We start from the raw sequence: 24,037 nt of genomic DNA, 5'->3' as shown, positions 1-24,037 counted from the left end.
TCCCCAAAAATTTTGTTAGGTTATTCCCGAATCATTTGTATATATCTGTATAATAAGATTGATACTCACCGCTCGTAACGTGATCCATCCACTCTTTATTATTCAAATACCAGTCAATGGTCTTCTCAATACCAACTTCAAATGTTGTTTCAGGTGTCCAACCTAATTCTTTCTCTATTTTTTGAGGATCTATACCATATCTTCGATCATGACCCTTACGATCCTCTACAAAAGAAATAAGATGTTCTCCAATCTCTTGGTCTACGTTTTTGTTTAAATAATTAATTATGGTTTCGACTAATTGGATGTTTGTACGTTCATTATGACCGCCAACATTGTATACCTCTCCTATTCTTCCATCATGTAACACCATGTCGATTGCCTTGCAATGATCACCTACAAATAACCAATCTCGGATATTTTGTCCATCTCCATAAACAGGGATATCGTGATGATTTAAACAATTGTGAATGACCAACGGAATTAATTTCTCAGGGAACTGGAATGGTCCATAATTATTGGAACATCTTGTAATGCAAACAGGCATTTTATATGTATCGAAATAGGCTTTTACCATCAAGTCTGCAGATGCCTTACTTGAGGAATAAGGACTATGCGGATCAAGCGGTGTAGTCTCCATAAAATAGCCTGTTTCTCCTAATGAACCATATACCTCATCGGTTGAAACCTGTAAATATTTCTTACCGTTCATATACTGATCATCACCAATTAACCAAGCTTCTTTCGCAGCATTCAACAAGTTCACCGTTCCTAAAACATTTGTCTGCACAAATACTTCCGGATTTCTAATGCTGCGGTCCACATGAGACTCAGCTGCAAAGTTAACAACATAATCAATATCATGTTCAGCAAAAATTTCCTGAATCGCTTTTTTATCACATATATCTACTTGCTTAAACTGATAATTAGGTAAATGTTCAACTTCTCTAAGATTTTCTAGATTTCCTGCATAGGTAAGGCTGTCTATATTAATCAGTTGGATATCCTGATATTTTTTCATCATAGATAAGATAAAGTTGGATCCAATAAAGCCTGCCCCTCCGGTAACTAAATATGTTTTCATATAGATTTACATCCTCCAATTAATAGGTACTTACGTGATTGCTTTTTTCCGATACCGTCTCTGCCAAATGATAAAGATACTGCCCGTAATCCGTCTTTGCCTGAGCTTCCGCAAGCTTGAGCAATTTTTCCTTATTGATATATCCCTGTCTGTATGCAATTTCCTCAATACAGGAAATATACAAACCCTGCCTGTTTTGCACGGCCTCCACATAATTACCTGCCTGCAGCAGACTACTATGGGTACCTGTATCCAACCAGGCCATTCCACGTCCGAGAATTTCAGTCTTCAGTTCACCTTTTTTGAGATACACTTCATTAATCGAAGTAATCTCAATTTCTCCCCGATCGGAAGGCAACACATTTTTTGCAATCTCTACCACTTCATTATCATAAAAATAGAGGCCTGGAATCGCATAATTAGATTTAGGATTCTCCGGCTTCTCTTCCAGGCTGAGAACTTTGCCGTTTTCGTCAAATTCAACAACGCCATAGGCACGCGGATTACTTACATAATATCCAAAAATGACAGCACCTTTTTCTACAGCCACAGCCCTCGATAATGCCTCAGTTAATCCTTGCCCATAAAAAATATTGTCGCCCAGAACGAGACAAACACGGTCGTCCCCTATAAATTCTTCACCGACAATAAACGCATCAGCCAAACCTCTGGGTTCTGTCTGTTCTTTATAAGTAAATTTCATCCCGAGGCTGCTGCCATCCCCTAATAACCGCATAAATTGTGGTTTATCATCCGGAGTGGAGATAATTAAGACTTCTCTGATGCCTGCAAGCATCAGGACAGATAACGGATAATAAATCATTGGCTTATCATAAATAGGCGTTAATTGTTTTGATATTGCTTTTGTAATAGGATAAAGTCTTGTTCCAGATCCTCCAGCCAAGATAATTCCTTTCATTCGTCAATTCACCCTTTTTCATTTTTTTTGCTAACTAAGATACTGAATGATATTTATAATCTTCATATGAAAATAGGTATCTAATTTTTGAATTTCACCTAATAAATAGGCAATCTCTCATGATGTTAAATAGCACGAAGAAGCGGAATGTTTACTAGTCTAGTTGTCTTTTCTTGATGGAGATTCGATTAATTAACAGTTCTGTGATGGGACATACGACATTTTAAATGGATAAACAACAAATTCCAACATATTATAATGTTGGTTATTTTTCCCTTATAACCTAAATAGTAATACGAAACCTGCAGAATTACAAAGCAAAATTAATTCTCGTATCATTCTGGCTAAAGATACTCCCTTGTGTATTCATGAGTTTGCTCGCCATATATACAGGAGGTCACACATTTCACAGGATATTTTCGCTCACCACTATTTTTAGCTCAATTATCGTAGATTTCGCTCATTCTAGTCGAAAAACCGATAAATTCCATTTAAATAATCAAAAACAGGTATTTTGGACATCCCATCTCTTCTCCAAAACCACCCACCATCACTAATCAGCGATTTAGGAATTTTACTCAACTCACATCTCGATTTGTAGCTAATCGAATTCTCAATTCTATGTCATTACAGCAAACTTGATTTACTAAAGGACATGTCTATAAATTCTATAAAACCATAAGTGAAATATTGTTCATATATCACATAAGATCCGCATAAATATGATAAGTATTAAATAAGCGTTAACAATGAATCCTCTAACAATCTATGAAAATCATCGATTCAATACTCTTATCTTGGTGTATTTTGTAAGAATATATTGCTGTTTTTATTTTTTAGTAGAGGTTTTATCGCAAACCGTATATAATTGTTAAATGAGATAAGAATGCGTTCTGCATGAATGTAATAATCAAAATTATTTCTTTATCTCGTTTTAACATTAAACATCGTGGGTAAGTATTACTCAGATGTATATAGATAGAGGGTGGCTATTTTGTTATTGATCGCAGCTTTTTTAGTTGCCATATGCTTGACCATACTCATCACCCCTTATGTTATTAAATTAGCATTTAAAATCGGTGCAACCGATAAACCTAATAATAGAAAAGTACATTCTAAAATTATGCCAAGCATGGGTGGACTAGCTATCTTTTTAAGCTTTGCGATTACCATGCCTATCTTTACTCCGAACCTTGCAAGCTCTAAAACATTTACAGCTATATTGCTCGGGGCTTTTGTAATCATTATTCTTGGCATTTTTGATGATATATATGAGTTAAATCCAAAAACGAAGCTTATAGGTCAGATTATTGCTGCTCTTATTATTGTACTTGGCGGCAAAATCCAACTGAACTTCATCAATACTCCATTTGGTGAGCAGATTCACTTTGGATACTTAGCTATACCGTTGACTGTACTTTGGATTGTTGGGATAACAAATGCCATTAATTTAATAGATGGGTTGGACGGTTTAGCTGGCGGAGTTTCCACCATTGCGCTGCTCACCATTTCCGGTATGGCAGTCTTTAAAATTGGTGATATGTTTGTAGCATTGATTGCCTTGGTATTGGCGGGCAGTACACTTGGATTTTTAAAATACAACTTCTTCCCTGCCAAGATTTTTATGGGTGACACCGGTGCCATGTTCCTTGGCTTTATGATTTCAGTTATTTCCCTAATGGGATTCAAAAATGTAACAGTAATCTCTTTAATTATTCCAATTGTCATTTTGGGTGTTCCGATTTCTGATACATTTTATGCGATTGTCAGAAGGGCACTTCATAAGAAACCACTTTCTGCACCAGATAAATCGCATTTGCATCACTGCTTATTGCGGTTAGGCTATTCACACCGAACTACGGTTCTATTAATTTATGTAATGGCAGCTTCTTTCGGAGTAGCAGCGTTCCTATTCAGTATGGCCACTTTATGGGGTGCAATATTCCTAATTGCCGCATTACTGATTTGCCTTGAATTACTCGTGGAACGAATTGGCCTCTTAGGAGAGGACTATCGACCGCTCCATAAGCTTTTCGTAAATGTAAAAAATCGTTCATAATACTAGACTGATAGAAATAGTCGTCGTACATGTAGACTAACCTAAATATTTGAGATAATATAGAACACCTTCGAAATGGTACACTTATAAAAAGTGTTGTTTCGGAGGTGTTTTTGCGTGGACAAAAACGTTGTGTCTCAACTAATCGATTCTTTAAAAGGATTATGTTTACTCCGCTAAGCCAAAAATTCAGCTACATATTGCATAAAACAATTATGCTAATAGCTTGCTTCATTACAAACAAAATTACACATGAAAAAGACCCCCAGTTCAATTTGGGGGTCTTGTCCTTTATTATTCAATCGTTGTTGTATTGTCCAGTTCTTCTGTTTCATTAGTTACTGGTGTCGTGCTACTCGGCTGAACGTCTTCCTTTAGACCGAGGTGTACTTGAAGTTCATTCTTCACGGACACAACAGACTCATCATCTAACTGGTAATAATAAGTACCGTTAATATAGGAGTCAGCTCCTTCAAGATTTACATTCTCAATTGTTAAGCCTTTACCACCTAAAACATAGCTTGTAAAACTCTTCATTTCTTTAAACGTCATATTGGTTGTCATATTATTACCAATACCCTCTATAACATCCGCATATTTTGTAAGAGATGAAACAGATGCTGCTTTCGCTGCGATTGCTTTCAGTATTTCCTGCTGTCGTTTACCACGTTCGATATCGTTATCAAGCTTTCTCGTACGAGCAAGAGCTAATGCTTCTTCTCCATCGAGAGTTTGCAAACCTTTCTCGAGCTTAATGGCATTTTTCTGATCCTTGGAATTTTGCTCAGAGAATGTGTATGGCACCTCTACTTCAATTCCATCCAATGCATCAATAACGTCGACAAAAGCGTTAAAATTCATTTTTACATAATAATCTACTGGTATGTCCAGCAATTCTTCAACAGTATCAATTGTATATTTTACACCGCCATATGCATGGGCATGTGTGATTTTTGAATTTTTATCTTTTCCCGGAATATAGACATATGAATCCCGAGGAATACTTAAAAGTTTCACCGTTTTATCTTTATCATTAAACGTTGCCAGCATTAGCGCATCCGTTCTGGATCCTTTAGCGTTGTTCCTTACATCACTATCATCAACACCCATAAATAATACGGAAACATTATCTTTTGCCGGGTTTACACCACGTTCACTGGAAGTACCGTCATAAGAATCAGACAGAACATTTGAAGCTTTATAGTATAAATATGCTGCATAGCCTCCTCCAGCTAAAACAACCAAAAGAACAGGAATTAATATCAGTGCCAGAATACGACGTTTTTTTAATTTTTTACGTCTTTTACGACGTACTGTATGCCTATTTTGCATCATCCTTCTCCTTCATCTATAGTAAAAAAGTGTTATCCAGTTTTTTATCAATTACAATTGTACCCTTTTTATCATATACAGTAAATTTATTTTTTTGTTACCTCTACAAATCTATACATTATTAACCAAATAATACTAAAAAACCACTTGAAACTAAGTTTACAAGTGGTTAAAAAGTCATTCATCTACCAGATTAGCTACCAATATATACCTATCAGGTGCGTCACCTATATAATCAAACGGATAACAAGTCGTTACAGTTAATGTCGGACGCGGTTTAGGAACAATCACTGTACGATCGTCAGCATCAACGATTCGTACTTTATGGACCTTATAGATAAATTCCCCTGCCGATGTTTTGACAATCAGTTTATCTCCAACTCCAACTTCACCAAGCTTACGAAAAACCGTATCACGATGCCCCGAAAGGACTGAATTATCTTTTTCTCCCGGGAGGACGCTGTCAGCATAATGACCTACACCTTTTTCAAGCTCATCCTCATCCGTTCCCTCCACTATAGGCAAGGTGGCAGAGATTTTTGGGATAACCAGCTCTCCAAAGGTTTCACCGTCCTCCGGATAAGCCTTATAAAGCTCTTGTTCAGGCTCCCGTTCATTCTTCTTTTCGACGACAATCGGCTCTGATACCACCGTCTCTTTTATTTCTTCTTTTGGTGAATCTGCCGTTCTAAAAAAAGGGAGACTATACTTACTAACCAGCCCAATACCAGATATGATGAGCAAAAGCGCCAGAGAGAAGGATAATCTTTTTCTTTTCATTAAGCTGCATTCCTTTTTCTTTTAATTAATAGGGCAGAGCCAATACCAATTAATAGCATACCCGCGAGAATTCCTCCGGCATAATTTCCTGCTGTATTTGGCAATTTACCACCTTTGATGGTCCTGTCCACTTTTTTTGAAGGGTTTTTTACAGGATTTGCAATTGGCTTTGTAATCGGCTTTGCAATCTCTTTCACTTCATCTTTAATCAGATCAGAACCAAACATATCTGCTGTAATTATGATGTCTGCCAGAAAATTTCCGCTAGTGCTGTATAATTCAACCAATAAATCAGCACCATTTGTTGTTTCCAATACAAGCAATTCTTTTAAAGAAAGTGTTATTGTTTTCTCCCCATCTTTCACTAGATAGTACTTTGCTTTTAATTGAAGAATATCCAAAAGCTCTGTGAAAACAGAAGCTATTTCTTCTATTTGAGCTTGAGTTAAATCAGATGCACTATCAAAATCAGGAAGTGAGTCTAATCTTTCTAAAAGTGCCATCATTCGCTTTTCTAAAGCAGGATCCTCAAAATCAATTGAGAGGACATGCTTGAGTAATTTTTCGATCTCTTCCTCTGTCAGCCCAAGTTCCTCCAGACCGCCAGCAACTTCATCATAACTGCTATATTTAATGTATGCAGCCTCTAAATCTTCAATGTACTCGTAGTTATCCAGGCTATCCCCATTTTTAGCCAGAAGTTGTTTTAACTCATCAAGAGTCAACCCGAAGTTATCCAAAAATTCATTTAAGCTTTCTTCCGTAATGGGAGTCTGTCTTTCCTCGAAGAAATACAAAATACCGTTAAGTGCATTCAAATAAATAAAGGTTTCCTCAATTGTTTTGCCTTTTTCCAGTTCATCATATCCGATCAACATCTCAGTCAGTTCTTCACGATCATTAAATCCATACTCAAATATAAGCTTTTCTACACTAGCTTCAGTAAGCCTTGGACCTAAGATTCGCTTTAACTCGTCAACCGAAGTGATTTCTTCTAATTCATAATCATAGAAATAATGCAGATAATAGTTCTTGAATTCTTCAGCATTTTTGAAGCCTTCAGCTTTACTAAACGCCTCTAAATCTGCTTCTTTAATGGCCGCTAAGCTGACATCTGGCTTTATAAAAGCCATTAACACTGTAAACATTACTAAAATCGCCAGGACACGTTTCATGTTCTTCCCCCTATAGTTCAACATTTAAAATTTGGGTAATACATCTACTATATATCTATTTTTTCTTTACCTTTAATTTAATGGCCTTGCTTGTATTACCAGCCGAATCCTTCAAATAAACATGTAAAGTCGTGTTGGCCTTTTGTTTTTTTACTTTAATGGAAAACACCCCTGATTTAGCTGCCTTCCCTGAGCCAATTACTTTTTTCCCAACCTTAACGGTGACTTTAGTATTTGGTTCCGATGTGCCTTTCACTGAGGTTGATTGATTCGTAAATTTATTCACTTGCTTAAGCTTTGGAGCTGTCTTATCTTTAACCGTTACGGTTACTGCTGGACTTTTATTACCAGCGCTATCTGTTACTTGAATGGTTAGCTTGGTGCCAGCCTTTAGCAGGGATTTCATTGAAGTCTTAAACAAGCCCTTTTTATCAGTTTTGCCTTTAGCGATAATGGCACTCCCTTTTTTAACTGTAATGGATGCTCCCACTTCAGCTTTACCTGTGATGGTTTTGCTATTGTCCTTCACCATGTTTACGGTTGGTTTACCTGGCGCAGTTACATCCTTTACCTTCCTATTTACCGGCCAGCTTTCATTTCCCTTTTCATCCACCAATTTGACTGAAACAGCCTGATTGGCTTTTTGCTTAGGAATAGTTAGCTTGACTGTGAATGGCCCTGTATAATCAACTGTTTTTAACTTTTTGCCGGAAACCAGGATGTTTCCTTTAAATGCTGATTTATAAGATACGGTGACCGTTGTATCCTTATCCGTAATCTGGCTTACTTGTGGAGAAGCTAGTAAACGATACTTCAGTGCATTTTGGGCGTTTACTCTCTTATAGTGATAATATTTGTTCGTTTTTGGATGTTTCATGGCAGTACCTGTCTGTTTTAAACGGTAAGCCACCTGTTCATTCGTCAAATGAGGCTCTTTAGCCAAAATTAACGCAGCTACGCCAGCGACCACGGGTGAAGCCATTGATGTTCCTGACATTTTTCCATATTTACCTTTAGGCAAAGTAGAGACAATCTCGCTTCCCGGTGCCGCAATATCAATCGTTGCTCCATAATTTGAATAATATGCTTTTGTATCATTTTTTGTTGTTGCCGCAACAGAGAGCACATTCTTGAAAGCAGCTGGATAACTTGATTCCGCTAATGATTCATTTCCTGAAGCAGCTACTATAAGGACTCCTTTTTTATAGGCAGCCTGTACACTTTCATCAAAAGCTTTTGAATACTGACTAGTCCCCAGGCTCATATTAATAATGTCAGCACCAGAATTCACTGCATATTGAATACCTTTAATAATGTCTGACGTAAATGCCATTGATTTAAAGAATACGTTAACCGGAATGATTTTTGTCTCTGGTGCTACACCTGTACCGCCAACACCATTATCAATAGACGCTGCGATAATCCCAGATACATGAGTACCATGTTGACTAACAGGCATGGATGTTTTAGATCCAGTCAGAACATCATACGGTTTAATGAAGTGACCCTTCAGATCAGGGTGCTGTAAGTCAAACCCATCATCCAATATAGCTACATTGGTTTTTGATCCTTTTGAAGAATCCCACGCCTGGCTTGCTCCAATTTTAGTTAAATGCCACTGCTTCGGAAATTCAGGATCTGTAGGATTCGCAAGCAATTGAACCTTATAATCAGGTTCAGCATAAAGCACACCTGGATTTTTCTTTATTTCCTTTAAAAATGATTGCATAGATTTATTCTTTGGTTTATCCAGTGTAATTAAATTAGATTTCTTCTCCAGATATTGAGCACCAAACTTCAAAAATTGATTGAGAATCTTAGAGTCTACCATTCTCACAATTACACGTTCATCAGCTGCCGCAGACTGTTGACCCTTTCCTGATGCATCCACCTGCGCTAGCGGGCTAATAACGAGTGACAAAAATAGGACAAAAGCGATTATTTTTTTCATTTCTAGTTCCCTTCCACATTTTCCGTAGTTACCTTCATTTTACCACATATTTATTTCTAAATTCTTACTAATTTACCATATTTCTGTCGAAATGTCTGTCTTACTACTTTTTCCTGTGTTACTATAAAATAGGAGATTAGTAGAAAGGGAGAGGTCATATTGAAGAAAAAAAAAGTAGTTGCTTTTGCAGCAGCAGCGATTATAGCGGCTTCTTACGCCGATTCTGCTTCCGCTGATTCCCATACCTATACAATCAAAAAGGGAGACACTTTGTCTGCCATTGCTAATAAAAGTGGGACAACAGTCGCAGCATTGAAGCAGCTAAATAACCTGAAGTCAGATCTGATATATCCTAATCAGGTTCTAAATGTAAAGAAAACCAGCACGACTCCAACTGTGAAACCAAAGGCAAAAACTTCGCCTGTAAATACATCCACAGCCAAAACATACAAAGTCGTTGCCGGTGATAATCTATCCAAAATTGCATCTAAGCACAAAATTACCGTAACCAATCTTATGCGCTGGAATAATCTAAAAAGCACTGTCATCTATCCAAACCAAGTGCTTAAGGTATCCAATTCAACTAATAATAATGGACCTGTTGCAGCACCGGCACCTAAACCTGCACCAAATACCAACGTTCAGCCTGCTAAACCACCAACCTCTAATACGAGCTATATTGTCAAAAAAGGGGATACATTAGGCCGAATTAGCAAAGCATATGGTACAACTGTTGCCCAACTCAAACAGTTGAACAACCTTAAATCTGATATGATTTATATCGGACAAAAATTGGTTCTTTCAGGTAAAGCTTCCACAAAGCCTGCTACTCCAGTGACAAAGGAAAAGGATGAGTTAAGCGGATCATCTGCCTTTGCAAAGAAATTGATTGAAGAGAGTAAAAAGGTATTGGGTGTTAAATACGTATTTGGAGGAACTACTGTTAAGGGATTCGATTGCAGCGGGTTCATTTATTATGTGTTTAACAAAGCAGGACATAGCATCAATCGCTATTCAGCTGCAGGTTATTATGACCGTTCTTATTATGTAGACACTCCGCAGCCAGGTGATCTTGTCTTTTTCGAAAACACCTATAAAAAGGGGATTTCTCACTTAGGTATTTATATTGGGGACAATCAATTCATTAATGCTGATAACAGCGGAGTAAGAATCGTCAGTTTAAGTAATTCCTATTATAAGAAGCATTTCTCAAGCTTTAAGAGATTTTACTAATAGAATTGAAAAAACGCCATGTAGCAGGCGTTTTTTTCATTACCATATACATACATAGACAATAGTTTTAAAACCATTTAATATATAATTATTGTGTGTATGACTTTTAATTACATGATGCTACTTGCAGAATTTAGCAAAGTTTGATATAAGTTAATATAATTGTATTAGTTGGTTTCGTCTCTTGGTATTTGGTTAAATATGTAATGAAGACTTTAAAACTACTACATGGGAGGAGACCCTTCATGAAGAAAGTAATCACTTATGGTACGTTTGACTTGCTGCATTGGGGACATATCAATTTATTAAGAAGAGCAAAAGAAATGGGTGACTACCTTGTTGTGGCCATCTCATCTGATGAATTCAATAAATTAAAAAATAAGAAATCCTATCATAGCTTTGAAAATCGCAAAATGATTCTTGAAGCGATTCGTTATGTAGACGAAGTAATTCCTGAGCATACATGGGAACAAAAAATTCAGGATGTTATTGATCACGACATCGATATTTTTGTTATGGGTGATGATTGGGAAGGTAAATTTGATTTCTTGAAGGAATACTGTGAAGTGGTCTATTTACCACGTACAATCGGTATTTCGACATCTCAAATTAAAGAAGATTTATTTGCAGTTAATAAATAAGCAAAAAACTATCCAGTGTGGTTGGGTAGTTTTTTTTTCGTCCACTCCATCAAAAACGAAGAGAAAGACTCTGTTCTCCTTCAGTCTTCCATAAGCTTTAAGCCATACGCCTTTTTTCATTTCAACTATTTTCCATACGCCTGAACAATCTCATTATTGAAAACACCACATCAGTGCATGCCATTTAACCCGTTCTATATTTCCCTATAACTCAATCACAGGGTAATCAGACTCCCCCTCTTAGCTTCTAAATGAATAGCTAATTTGTACAAATAAAAAACCCTGACTATAGTCAGAGCAAAATTATTTAAATGGCTCCTTATAATCATTTCAACATTATTTTTTGAGTCCCTTTTGCAAACTCTTTATAGATACTGTTTATGCGAACAAAGTTCTCTGCAGTGTTCGTTGCTTTATTATTAGCCAAATCTTTCAGGTTTTGTTTACTCAAATGATTATAGGATACCTCATATTGTGAACCCGGACCATCATTTTTCCACGGCATGAATTGCATCGCTCTTGATACTTTTTCAAATTTATTATTTTTAATCGTAGGATTGGAGGCACCGCTGACTAAAATACCTCTTTGCCCATTCTTTTTGGCATCTACATCAATAATCGTATTTCCAGTGATAATAGTGTTAGACCAGTTCATCACACGAATTGCATCTTTACGCATTTTTTTGATTGTATTGTTCTTTATAGTAACGCGATCGTGATATTTGCTGCCAGAATATTTATGTGTTCCAATAGCCCGATCTAAATTCTGAAATGTATTTTTTTCAATGGTAATATTTTTATTGGGAGTCTTATCATACTTACTCCATTTTTGACTCCAGCCATTTGTCGATTTATCAGGAGGAATTAATAAATGTGTTGCCAGAAATAATGGCTTTTTCAGTTGCATCCATCTCAATAAAATGGCCGGAATACATATTTCGGAATGTAATTCCTTTGATGGTTACATTCTTATTATGTCCGGCGATAATAGCAAGGCTATCTTTTATATAGTTTAAATTAATAGTAGCATTGCCTTCACCGATAAAGGAGATATTCTTTTCTCCTTTGTATCCACCATAAACACCACTCTTACTTGCTTTAGCAGGACTGATCAACTGAAACATCGATTTTGACGCCTTAAATTTGGACGTTCCACTTTTGCTTCCTTTCACAAGTGTGGCTCCATTTTTCAAGCGAATGGTCACATTAGATGGAACATATAAAGTGTTAGAGATTGTATAGGTACCCTTCGAAAGCACCAATGTCCCTCCGCCGTTCTTTTCGAATAATTCCAAGTACGACCTAATCAAATAATAGTGTTTGGTTGAACTATTGTACGTAGAGTATCCTTTATATGACTTATCCTTCGGACTGCTTGATGGTGATATTGTGTATACCTTGCCTGCAGCGGATGCTAGTTCTGCATGGAGACTAATTGGTATAGTCAGCAACAGAAGAAAAATCAGCATACATTTAGTAATACGCAAAGAATTCCCCCTTTGATTTATCTTGGTGTTTTTTAACCTGTTTTTATTTTACCATAATTTTCAAACAAACTAACTAGCAGCATAAATCCCAAAGGTAAAAAAATTAAAAGATCACCATAAAAAAGAAGACCTTTTGTATATACATTCCAACAAATTTCTACATTAAAACTTATTTTTATACATATATCCAGTCTATAAATGTATTATAATAGAATTTGTATTAAAAATATTTCAAAATGGGGTTACTTTATGCGGGCAGAAAAAAGAAAAGGAAAGAAAAAAAGGACTTGGGTTAAAGTCTTATTAATTGTGATAGGTCTTTTATTGCTAGCTGGCGGGGTTTATGCTTATATGGTTTATAATTCACTGAATAATGCTGTTGAAAGTATGCATAATCCAACCGAACGTGACGGTTCCAGCAAAAGAACTGAAAAAGTGAGTTTAAAAGATAAAACACCATTTTCTGTACTTCTACTTGGAGTGGATGAAAGAGAAGGGGATAGGGGTCGTTCAGACACGATGATTGTCCTTACTGTTAACCCCATCCTTGAATCTGTGAAGATGGTAAGTATTCCAAGGGATACAAGAACAGAGATTATTGGGAGAGGTACACAAGATAAAATCAATCATGCCTATGCTTTTGGCGGTGTTGAAATGTCAATGGATACTGTCGAAAACTTCCTTGATATCCCGATTGATTACTATGTAAAGGTCAATATGGAAGGCTTTAAAGAAATTGTCGATGCTGTGGGCGGAGTAACGGTTGTAAACGATTTAGACTTCACTTCTGAGGGACATCATTTTGCTGAAGGTACAATTGATCTTAACGGTGAAGAAGCATTGGCATATTCACGTATGCGTAAACAGGATCCACGTGGTGATTTTGGCAGACAATTGCGTCAGCGCCAGGTTATCCAGGCCGTCATTAATGAAGGAGCAAGCCTCACTTCACTAACCCGTTTCGATTCTATTTTTGATGCCTTAGGTGATAACGTCAAAACAGATATAAGTTTTTCTCAAATGGTTAGCATCCAACGCAACTATAAAGAAGCGGCCAAATCACTGGAGCAAATTCAGATAGAGGGTAAAGGAACAACCATTGATGGAATCTATTACTACCAAGTGTCCGATGAAGATAAAACTGAACTTCAAAATACTTTAAATAAACATTTGCAGGTAAATAAATAATAAAGATGAAAGCCAAGGGGTAAGCACTGTATCACTTACTCCTTGGCTTTTATTAATTGTTAATTTTTATCACCCAAAACTAATTTAGAAAGTTCCCCCAGGAAGCTTCTGTAGTAATTTCTCTCGTAGTGATGCGGCCCACTGCCACCATATGGATATTCAAGACTAGCTTTGTAATTATATTTACGGAGATCAATAACTTTAGTTGAAGGTACCTTTGTAATAAAATAGTTATTCATTTTATCCCATGTATGGTTAATAAATTTTATATCAGTCTTACTGAATTTCTTATCTTTACTAAAGCTCGAAACTTGGTCCTTATCATTTATATAAGCGTCTGATAAGCAACCCCAATTGAGAATAATTTTATTTTTATCTACTACTTCTAAAAGTCTAGCAATAAATTCATCACAAGCAGATTGCCAAACCTTCCAGAATTGAGGATCTCGGTTATCGAATTGGCTAGTCTCTTTTAAGATATGATGTTTATAGTAGTAAGATTGATGCATGTCTCCATTTTGCCCTAAATATCTTCCATCAGGCAGCTTTCTGCAACCATGAACAGCATCTACAAAAAAGTCTAAAATAACGTAGTCACTGCCACTCCTTTGTAATTCTTCAAAGGTTGTTTTTTCATATTCTCTCGCAATATTCATCAAGACTTTTTCTGGAACATCATTAAATAATGTCTTATCAAACTCAATCTTTTTACTTGTGGCACTTATTAATGAAATCCAAAAATGGCTGTAATCTAAGCTAAAATAATATTTGTAATCAGGATTGAAATATGGATTAGAGCTATTAAATGCAGCTCTTGAATAACAACTTCCCAAAATACTCAATCTTATAGGTGATTTCGCAATGGGTTGGATATTGAATCTCATTTCATTTTCGATTATACATTTGATTGCAAAATTTGAGTGATCCAGCATCAATTCTACTTTTTCAGGATATGATAATCGGAATTTCCTATCAGATTCTCCATTATCTATATAAAGCATGATTGTATAAAGATACTCCTGATTTACATCGATATCAGATAAGAGGATATTTGTATTCATATCGATGGTTAAAGTTTTATCCTCAATTTTTGAATTGATTTCTTTATACAAAATCATTTCAGCATCGTTGACAACCTTACTTACCCTGAAAAGTCCGCATTTCAACTCATGAAGAAGCTGATCATCAATGTTTGAAAGATTAACCACAATCTTATTCTCAGATACATGTTGAACATCCACTGCTGGATATAGTTTTTCAGCTCTTATGGCTAAATTTTTATTCGTTGTTAAATATAACTTGGATTTAATACTATCACTAAATTCAAAGTGAGTATGGGTAAGTTCTTTTTTTGATAAGATTGGAACCTCAATTGAAACGTTTTGATCAGTTAGCTCCGCCATAAAATCCATATTATTAACTGAATCATAGCCTATGCTTTCTAAGTCATTGTAAGCTAACATGAATTTATTAGAACCAACTTTATTCAATAAAATACTTTCAGAATAGATAAGGGTATCTTTAAAAACACGTTTTTTCAAATAAATATTAAGGAGAGGGAAATTTCCTATCTCCTTAATATTCAATAGAATATGATCCTTATTTATCTCAATATCTTTTAATTCTATCGTTTCTTTACATTTAGTGATATTGAGAGCAAGTGTATTATTCCCCTTATTCATCGGGTTAATCTGCGCAACTTGACATATCTTTATGGAATCCGTGGATTTAATCTTTTCCTTCAAGCTTGGATTTACTTTTAATTCATAATAGTTTTCACCATTATAAATATAGACCCAAACAACCTGTCTTGAAAGGTTGTTTAGGATAAATTGTTCTGTAAATAAGGAATAGTCCAGTCTAAGCTCATACTCTCCGGCATAACCTGTTACTTTCATTTCAGAAAACTGAGTATAGGAACCAACTGCATAACGGGTCATATCTTTTAGCCGAATCTCAGCTTTTAAAGTATCAAAATTTTTTTCACTGCTGAACTTAATGATAAGAAATTGTTCTTCAAAAAGAATATTTTTTAATGTAAACATCTCTCATCCTCCAATGGATATAGATTCCTTCTCTCACTTGTCCTTTTTGTCGACCAATTTGGAATGCATTATAGCATCGAATGTTCTTTCACAGTTGTTTTTATCTACGTATTTAAAATACTTTTCTCTCATGGCACCAAATTCTTCTTTTTCATTGAAATCTCTTTTTACATAACCTTTAATTTGATCAATTAGTTGCGGAACAGTAAACACTTGGTCACCAAATAATTCTGTATTCATATCAAGATAGCTTCCCTGAAAAGCATTATATTTTTCTAAATCGAACTGGAAGAATACAACTGGTTTCTTTTGATAGAACATTTCCCATGCGACACTGGAATAGTCAGTAACTAACATAGATGATTTCATCAACAAGGAATTTACCTTTTCTTCGCCATATTGGTAGACCTTTATGTTTGGGTTATCCACATTAAAGGTATCAATATAAGCTTTAAATTTTGGATGTATATAGAAACTCAACTTGATATTATTTTGTATCAATAGTTGACTTAATTCTTCCGATTGGAAGAAACCAACATAATTCTTGTAGTAGTCACTTTCTAAAAACTGATCTTCAGGCAGATCATCCATCCATGTTCGCCAAGTCGGCATCACAAAAATTTCTTTTTCTTCTCCAGACTTATCCTCTAAAACATCCCAACGACAGAAGCCTGTCGTAATAATTTCATCATCGTCATATCCAAAATACTTCTTAATAATATCGTGTTCATAATCAGAAGTCGCGACAAACAGATCTACAGCGTTTTCTCTTGTCTTTCTAAATACATAATCAACTCGTTTTAACGCTGTAACACCATGTTGTAAGAAAACATGCTTTTTCTTGATTAAAGCACGCTTTAATCTTCCCTTCTGAATCCTAATATCGTATGCATGTCCCTTAGATTCAGAGGATATTAAAAGCTTAGCCGCATACATATAAATCATGTATTTAAAGCTCATAAATTCTACAACTTTATCCTTCATTGGTGCAATATTTTCGTAATCTACAGAGTCTTTTTTAATAATATAGTAGAAATCTGATTTTTTATTGTTCTCATAGCAATATTTAAAGAAGTAATATCCATTATCCTGAGCACCTTCTGAGAACTTTTCATAGCTTAGCCAGATATCCTTTTGATCAAAATGATTCTTAAAGAGCCTATATGTGATATAAGCCAGGTTTTCCTTAATTTTATAAGGAAGCGACTCATATTTCGGTTTCTCACGATACGTAAACGCCAGAGTATTCACGGTAGAAATATATGGATATACAAAGTATCCATTGCTAAAGGTGTATGAGTAGCGAACAATTTTTTTATCAATCGCCTTCTTCACCTTTTTAGTTGGATTTTTAATCTTAATCGGGTAGTCTTTGCCGTCCATTTTTATGACTATAAATAAATCGTAGTAGAATGGCTGTAACTCGACCTTAGCTAAATCTACTTCAAATTGGATGGCTAATTTTCCTTCTTTTCTTTTTGTTTGGATAACAGGGAAAAGATATTCAATATCTTCATCTGCTTTTCCTCGGTACTTCAACATAACTTGATCAACAGTAAAATGCTCTGCATCCTTAATTTCAACTTCTGTTGTACCTTTAACAACAGATCTCTTCATACTAAAATCAGTTAAAGAAATCGTGGAAGAAACCATTTCATTGGAGATAGCTATTTTATCATTAACGACCAATGAAAGTTCGTTATATATCGATAAATAAGGTACAAATAACATATTCCCTTTGACAGCAATAGGAGCATAATAACGCTGATGTTTAGGCAACAACGGCTCGTCATAGCAACCAATCTTACCAGTAACAATCATATTATTGTAAGTTAATTCTAAATAAACATCCCATCTGGATACATTGTATTGATAGAGGTCTATGAAATCACTTAGATATAAGGTAAGGTTGTTATTTTGCATATCAATTTCTGTTTCCAGCTCAGATTCCCAGACATCGATATTTCCACGTTCTTTTAAGATCACACGTGCCATTTTTAAATCTTGTATATTCATATCCACTAACTGGAACTGAACAGTTCCATCTTCTTTACACACAAGATTGCTTATATTTATTAAACTTGATACTTTATTATAGGCAATTTGCGGAATCTTAAATCGATCCCCAAAAGTTAGGCCAATTGTATTTTTCGAAGTAATATAGACGATCCCTCTCATATTATCTTCTGCTAAAAAGGCTTGTTGATATCTATTTATTGGACTTTCAAGCCACTCATTAGGCTTGATAAATTGATAAATCTCAGTAGGTTTCTTTTCCTGATTATCGATTAGGATATAAAAACTCCAACTAACATCCGTATCAATTGATATACTAGAGTGCATACCAGTTAAATCAATTTCAATAGATGCAGGGGCTGTTTTATAAAGATTTTTATCAATTATCATTTGTTCATTGCTAGTCGTATTTCTTAAAATCAAATTCCAATCTGATAATTCATTAATTTTTTTCCGGGACAATTCCGATAGTAAGATAGTAAGTCTTCCATCATGGACGGAAATGCCATCGAAATAGAGGTTCTCGGTAATTTCACTAAATCCTGAAGGCCATTCATCCATACCTATTAATGTAAGCTGACCACTACCATTAATATAAGGTACTATACTTAAAACATTCGTAATTTTTATCTTATTTAATGCCTGCTTTGCTTCATTTGTTCCCACTCGATATGCATGAACAATCCGTCCAGACTTTATATTTAGAAATAAATCATATTGAGAATCTGTATCCAACTGAACCCCATCTAAATCTAATACAAAGTGATTGCTTTCATCTGCTTGATGATTAATTAGTACATTTGTTTCAGAATCTCTTTTATTCATTTCGAAATATATATCATCTGCTTGCTTAAAATCGATTTGAGAAACCGCAAAACCTAGTTTATTATTTATGACTTGAACATTTTCCACTGTGACTAAATCATTTACATACGTGCAGTAACTACTATATACTTCCCTTTTATCTCCATAAAGGATAGCCAAGGAATTTTGTAAGGTTAAATAAGGTACAGCAACAGCTTTTGAATGAATATGATAGGAATTTCTATGATATCTAACGGAACGATCCTTATTCTTAGCCACAGGCTGAATAAGCTTAACCGTATTCATATTATCAATAGTAAGTTGCACATCTAGTATAGACTTTATGGGTGAGGAAAAATCAACCTGGTCAAGATTCAAATCAATCGTATAAGCATCTGACTCTCTTGTGACGGTCACTTCATATTCATTTTGATGTTGTGTTTCTCGATCGGTTAATACTATTTTCAGTTCTTTATGTTCACTTAATAAACCTTCTGTAACTGATATAGAAAGTTTGTTTTTATCTATTTTATAAGAACTCATGATTACATCGTTAGTCATTGAAAATTAAGCTCCTTAACTTTATCCTGCTTTATTTATTTCAGAAGGGAGTACGATTGATTGTACTCCCCCTTTACCAAACTAACAAAAAAGCACTATCTATCCGATATTTCGTTTTCTAATTTCTTGTATAATTCTCTTTGAGTTTTCATGATCGGTATATGCAAGATACTCTTTTCTAAGTGCAGCATACTCTTCTTTTTCTTTAAAATCATGACGCGCATACTCTTCTATCAACTCAATTAATCGATTAACTCTAAAAGCTCGATCTCCAAAAAGCTGAGTTTCCATATCTATATAACTACCCTGGTATTTCATGTAATCCTCAAAATCAAATTGATAAAAAAGAATCGGTTTATGCTGATAATACATATCCCAAGCTACACTTGAGTAATCTGTGATTAGCATACTCGACTTCATTAATAGCTCATTAAGTTTTACCTCACCAAATTCATAAATCGTAACTCGTTCATGTTCGGTTTTAAATTGATTAATGTATGCCTTAAACTTCGGATGAATGAAAAAGTTAAGCTTCACATCGTACTCTTCCAAAATGTCAAAAAGAGGCGTAGAGTTTAATAAGGATTTATACTGCTGATAATATTCAGTTTGAACAAACTTTTCTTCAGGCAGATCATCCATCCACGATCTCCATGTCGGCATAATCAAGATGGTCGATTGACCATTAGATTGATCCTCCAGCACATCCCAACGGCTGAGTCCAGTTACGATGATTTCATCCTCATTATAGCCAAAATTATTTTTGACTATGCTTTTCTCATAATCAGAGGAAACGACAAACAAATCAACTGCATTCTTACTTGTCTTTTTATAAATATAATCTACCTTTTTTAAGCCTAAAACTCCATGCTGTAAAAAGACATGTTTTTTGTTACTAATAGCCTTTTTTAAGAGCCCTTTTTGTGCTCTTATGTCATAGGCATGAGCCTTGGATTCTGATGACACTAAAACCTTGGCCGCGTATAAATAAACCATATATTTAAAACTCATATGATGCAGTACTTGGCTTTGCATCGGCCGGACATTTTCATAATCAGGTGAATCCTCTTTTATAATAAAATAGAGCTGCCTATTAACTTGATGATTATAGCAATATTCAAAGAAGTAGAAAGCATTATCCTGAGCACTGTTAGCGAACTTTTCAAAGGACAGCCAAATATTTTTCCGATCAAAATACCATTTCAATAACCAATAGGTCATTAACGCTGCTCTCTCTTTTAACCGATAGGATAAGGATTCGTATCTTTCTTCTTCTTTATATAAAAGAGCTAACGTATTCACCCCAGTGATATAGGGGTATACCCAATAGCCATTTGAATAGTGGTATTCCTGTTTACTGAACTGTTTATTAACACGCCACTTCACTCGTTTTGAAGGGTTTCTCAAGCGCACCAAGTATTCCATACCCATGAATTCAACAGCAATGTAGAAATCCCAATAGTAATTTTCTAATTCAAGCTGAGCGATATCAATATTGAAATAGACAATACGGTCGGATCCTCTCTCTTTAATACGCTCTAAAGGAAATTCATATTTGATTGAATCAACCTTACTTCTATACTGAAGGACAAGACTCTTCACAGAAGCTAAACTGCTGACTTCCTTAAAATCAAGCACCACTTTTCCTTTAATAGTGCTTCCATGCATATGAAACTTTTTAACTTTAGCTTTAATATTTAGTTTTTCACTTCTAATCGTTGTGGGGTCTCCTATAACGATTGAAAGGCCATTATAATCCGTGATATAGGGAACTAAGACATTTACACCAGGAGTAGGTAACTCCACCAAGTATCGTTCATATTTGGGACCAAATTTCACATCATACGTTCCAATTCTGTATCTATCGGAACATTCATCTTCAATATATAAATCCCATCTCGAGAACTGATTATAATGTTGTGTGACAAACTCGGATAAATTGATTTGGACATCTATATCATTACTCTCAGCAATCACCTGGATCTTCTCAATCCATTCGAGTTTTGATTTTCTTTCCACTAATACGATTTTTAATACATCATGATTACATGTACAATTTATCAGTTTAAATGATATGGCCTTCTTCTCTATATCAATCGATAAGTCCCGAATTACTTTTTTTGATAAATTATTTTTCGATTCTGATAAGAGCCTTGTGTCACCAATTGTTAAACACAATCGGTTACGCTTAACAGAGGCTAGAATCTCCTGACTTCCATGAAGCAATTGTGGAGAGCATGCATATTTCAGCTTCTCTTTTAAATGTTTCATGCGAACAGTAAGTCTATAATACGCTTTATCAGTTCTAACTAATACATCATAATGAGCAGGGGTCTTAATCTCCATTTCTTTGACCTCTTTGAGATTAAAATTGAAATGGATTATACGTTCTTTAACCATTATCTCAACCGGATAACTAGCCTGCGTGTTTTTATTCTTCAATATAAGTGAGTAAGACTTTGCAGATTGGTCAATTGTTTCAAAGGCCCCTGTTAGACAGCCATCTTTCATATCGATATCTACTAGTTCAAGTTCCTTCAATTCATATACGCCCTTTATACATATTGTGTAATTTTAAAATGTCTTTACATAACGAAACAACTTCACGATAACCAAAAAGTCCAGATATAAAGAACTACCCCATAAAAATTAAGGGATAGTCTAAAACTTTATGAATATTTTATTTGGCCAGTTCTTGATTATGAACAATGTCACTCATAATCTTAAGGACATCTTCACGTAAATCTTCATGCTGTAAAGCAAACTCTATTGTTGTTTTAACAAAACCTAATTTTTCACCTACATCATACCGCTTACCTTCAAAATCATAGGCAAAGACACTTTGTGATTGGTTTAAGGTCTGAATAGCGTCTGTTAATTGGATTTCGCCGCCTGCACCTGTTTCCTGATTTTCTAAAATCTCAAAGATTTCAGGAGTTAGCACATAACGTCCCATGATTGCCAGGTTAGACGGTGCATTACCCTTAGCAGGTTTTTCTACAAAGTTAGAAACTTGATAAAGTCTGCCGTCCTTACTGCTAGGATCAATAATTCCATAGCGATGAGTCTCATTTTCCGGTACTTGTTGAACACCAATTACTGATGAACCAGTTTCGTTAAATTGTTGAATCAACTGTTGAGTACATGGAGTGTCATTTTGAACAATGTCATCTCCCAATAATACAGCAAATGGTTCATCACCGATGAAATGTCTCGCACACCATACGGCATGTCCCAAACCTCTTGGCTCTTTTTGTCTAACATAGTGTATATTAGCAAGATTAGATGAATATTGAACTTTCTCGAGAATATCCAACTTTCCTTTTTCTAAAAGGTTCTGTTCAAGCTCCATTGCACGGTCAAAATGATCTTCTATCGCTCTTTTTCCTTTTCCAGTAATAATCATGATTTCTTCTATTCCAGAAGCAACAGCTTCCTCAATGATATATTGAATAGTTGGTTTATCTATAATTGGAAGCATTTCCTTTGGAACTGATTTAGTAGCAGGTAAGAATCTTGTTCCTAATCCTGCAGCAGGTATAATTGCTTTTCTTACTTTTTTCAAAACTAATTTCTCCCTTCAATCTATAAGTCTCTATAATTCTAGTAAACTTTAATATCCCAAGTTCATTGGATTATCGTACTATATCATAGGATATATAACAAACGAATGCATTAAGAGTCATTATAACCTTTCCAACAGAAAGGACGTTTTGTGAATTCTCGAGCTTCCTTTTTTAATATAGGAAGTTATTTTGATTTCTGATGCCATTTCCAGGCACTTGCAATAATATCTTCTAAATTAATCTTTGCCTGCCAACCTAATTCATCATATATTTTACTTGCAGAGGCAACGAGTCTGGCAGGATCACCGGAACGACGGTCTGCATAATCAATATTTGCTTTTATTCCAGTAATTTTTTCACATGTTTCAATCACTTCTTTGACTGAGTATCCTTTTCCATTCCCCAGATTATAGGTGGCTGTAGACTTTTTACCATCAAGTAAGGCATTTAACGCCAGGATATGTGCGTTCGCCAGATCAGTCACATGAATATAGTCTCTTATACATGTTCCATCAGGCGTATCATAATCTGTGCCAAAGACAGATATTTTTTCACGTTGTCCTAATAAATGTTGAAGTATGATTGGAATTAAATGAGTTTCAGGATCATGACTTTCTCCAATCTCCGCTGATTCATGAGCGCCTGCTGCATTGAAATAGCGTAATACAATATAATTTAGCCCATATGCTTTCGAAAAGTCTTCTAAAACATGCTCAATCATTAGTTTAGAACGGCCGTATGGATTAATAGGATTCGTTGGTTGTTCCTCATTAATTAAATCCACATTAGGGATACCGTACGTAGCCGCAGTGGAGGAAAAGATAAAATTCATCACATTGTGTTTTTTCATGCTATTTAATAATGTCAAAGTAGCCGCGACATTGTTTTGATAGTACTTATATGGTTCCTGCACAGATTCACCAACCAAGCTATTTGCAGCAAAGTGCATGACAGCTTTAATTGGATAAGTAGTAAAAATTTGATCTAAGACTGATTCATCGCCAAGATTTCCCTCGACAAAAACAGCTTTAGGATCCACTAAAGATCGAAACCCAGTTGATAGATTATCCAAAATGATAACTTCTTCCGTTTTTATCAGCTCTTTCACTAAATGACTTCCTATATATCCAGCGCCACCAACTACTAAAATCATGCTATATGCTCCCTTCGGTGGTTCAAAAATTTAATTTCATTAA

Annotated in this window: 17 protein-coding genes; 4 read left to right on the top strand and 13 right to left on the bottom strand. The window is 35.2% G+C overall.

The annotated features are described in order from the left end of the window. Window positions 1-31 precede the first annotated feature (31 nt). Entirely contained in the window at window positions 32-1,084 is a 1,053-nt protein-coding gene (rfbB, locus tag AC4D4B_RS12660; protein WP_491000077.1) for a dTDP-glucose 4,6-dehydratase, read from the bottom strand. Window positions 1,085-1,103: 19 nt separating this feature from the next. Then, complete coding sequence (gene rfbA / locus AC4D4B_RS12655; RefSeq protein ID WP_491000076.1) at window positions 1,104-2,003, bottom strand: glucose-1-phosphate thymidylyltransferase RfbA; 900 nt, start codon at window positions 2,001-2,003, stop codon at window positions 1,104-1,106. A 1,003-nt stretch (window positions 2,004-3,006) separates the two neighbouring features. On the opposite strand from rfbA, the gene AC4D4B_RS12650 reads away from it, so the two are divergent. Beyond that, window positions 3,007-4,062 (top strand): MraY family glycosyltransferase, encoded by a 1,056-nt coding sequence (locus tag AC4D4B_RS12650; RefSeq protein ID WP_491000120.1) that lies wholly within the window; start codon window positions 3,007-3,009, stop codon window positions 4,060-4,062. A gap of 294 nt (window positions 4,063-4,356) precedes the next feature. On the opposite strand, the gene AC4D4B_RS12645 is transcribed toward AC4D4B_RS12650, so the two are convergent. The 4 genes from AC4D4B_RS12645 to AC4D4B_RS12630 form a co-directional block, all read right to left on the bottom strand. Then, on the bottom strand, window positions 4,357-5,394 hold the full coding sequence (locus AC4D4B_RS12645; protein ID WP_491000075.1) for an LCP family protein: 1,038 nt from the start codon (window positions 5,392-5,394) through the stop codon (window positions 4,357-4,359). A gap of 177 nt (window positions 5,395-5,571) precedes the next feature. Continuing rightward, complete coding sequence (locus AC4D4B_RS12640) at window positions 5,572-6,174, bottom strand: class D sortase (RefSeq protein ID WP_491000074.1); 603 nt, start codon at window positions 6,172-6,174, stop codon at window positions 5,572-5,574. Beyond that, window positions 6,174-7,349: a processed acidic surface protein gene (locus AC4D4B_RS12635; protein WP_491000073.1), complete on the bottom strand. Its 1,176-nt coding sequence runs from the start codon at window positions 7,347-7,349 to the stop codon at window positions 6,174-6,176. The genes AC4D4B_RS12640 and AC4D4B_RS12635 overlap by 1 nt, the downstream gene beginning before the upstream one ends. Window positions 7,350-7,404: 55 nt before the next feature. Continuing rightward, entirely contained in the window at window positions 7,405-9,300 is a 1,896-nt protein-coding gene (locus AC4D4B_RS12630; RefSeq protein WP_491000072.1) for a peptidase S8, read from the bottom strand. A 159-nt stretch (window positions 9,301-9,459) separates the two neighbouring features. Between AC4D4B_RS12630 and AC4D4B_RS12625 the strand changes: the two genes are divergently transcribed. Together AC4D4B_RS12625 and tagD are read left to right on the top strand one after the other, a co-directional pair. Continuing rightward, entirely contained in the window at window positions 9,460-10,533 is a 1,074-nt protein-coding gene (locus AC4D4B_RS12625) for a C40 family peptidase (protein WP_491000071.1), read from the top strand. Window positions 10,534-10,778: 245 nt separating this feature from the next. Beyond that, the gene (tagD, locus tag AC4D4B_RS12620) at window positions 10,779-11,174 is read left to right on the top strand and encodes a glycerol-3-phosphate cytidylyltransferase (protein WP_490994972.1); all 396 of its coding nucleotides are present in this window, start codon (window positions 10,779-10,781) and stop codon (window positions 11,172-11,174) included. A 325-nt stretch (window positions 11,175-11,499) separates the two neighbouring features. Here tagD and AC4D4B_RS12615 read toward each other — a convergent pair whose 3' ends face one another. Next, the gene (locus tag AC4D4B_RS12615; RefSeq protein ID WP_491000070.1) at window positions 11,500-12,081 is read right to left on the bottom strand and encodes a right-handed parallel beta-helix repeat-containing protein; all 582 of its coding nucleotides are present in this window, start codon (window positions 12,079-12,081) and stop codon (window positions 11,500-11,502) included. Further along, the gene (locus AC4D4B_RS12610; RefSeq protein WP_491000069.1) at window positions 12,029-12,661 is read right to left on the bottom strand and encodes a glycoside hydrolase family protein; all 633 of its coding nucleotides are present in this window, start codon (window positions 12,659-12,661) and stop codon (window positions 12,029-12,031) included. Before AC4D4B_RS12610 ends, AC4D4B_RS12615 begins: the two co-directional genes overlap by 53 nt. A 249-nt stretch (window positions 12,662-12,910) precedes the next feature. Between AC4D4B_RS12610 and tagU the strand changes: the two genes are divergently transcribed. Continuing rightward, window positions 12,911-13,849, top strand: coding sequence for a polyisoprenyl-teichoic acid--peptidoglycan teichoic acid transferase TagU (gene tagU / locus AC4D4B_RS12605; RefSeq protein WP_491000068.1), 939 nt, complete (start codon window positions 12,911-12,913; stop codon window positions 13,847-13,849). Between the two features lie 59 nt (window positions 13,850-13,908). Here the strand turns inward: tagU and AC4D4B_RS12600 are convergent, their stop codons facing one another. The 5 genes from AC4D4B_RS12600 to galE form a co-directional block, all read right to left on the bottom strand. Further along, complete coding sequence (locus AC4D4B_RS12600; protein ID WP_491000067.1) at window positions 13,909-15,894, bottom strand: DUF6270 domain-containing protein; 1,986 nt, start codon at window positions 15,892-15,894, stop codon at window positions 13,909-13,911. 33 nt (window positions 15,895-15,927) lie between these two features. Next, window positions 15,928-19,275, bottom strand: a complete 3,348-nt coding sequence (locus AC4D4B_RS12595; RefSeq protein ID WP_491000066.1) for a CDP-glycerol glycerophosphotransferase family protein — start codon at window positions 19,273-19,275, stop codon at window positions 15,928-15,930. A gap of 99 nt (window positions 19,276-19,374) precedes the next feature. Further along, on the bottom strand, window positions 19,375-21,816 hold the full coding sequence (locus tag AC4D4B_RS12590) for a CDP-glycerol glycerophosphotransferase family protein (protein WP_491000065.1): 2,442 nt from the start codon (window positions 21,814-21,816) through the stop codon (window positions 19,375-19,377). A 139-nt stretch (window positions 21,817-21,955) separates the two neighbouring features. Beyond that, a complete protein-coding gene (gene galU / locus AC4D4B_RS12585; RefSeq protein ID WP_490994978.1) occupies window positions 21,956-22,840 on the bottom strand; it encodes a UTP--glucose-1-phosphate uridylyltransferase GalU in 885 nt (294 codons plus the stop codon). Window positions 22,841-23,025: 185 nt separating this feature from the next. Further along, complete coding sequence (gene galE / locus AC4D4B_RS12580) at window positions 23,026-23,994, bottom strand: UDP-glucose 4-epimerase GalE (RefSeq protein WP_491000064.1); 969 nt, start codon at window positions 23,992-23,994, stop codon at window positions 23,026-23,028. Between the last annotated feature and the right edge of the window lie 43 nt (window positions 23,995-24,037).

The sequence above is a fragment of the Pradoshia sp. Z6_59 genome (assembly GCF_058267515.1).
Note: the sequence above shows the minus strand (reverse complement) of the source record. Positions and strands in the feature narration are given on the sequence as shown.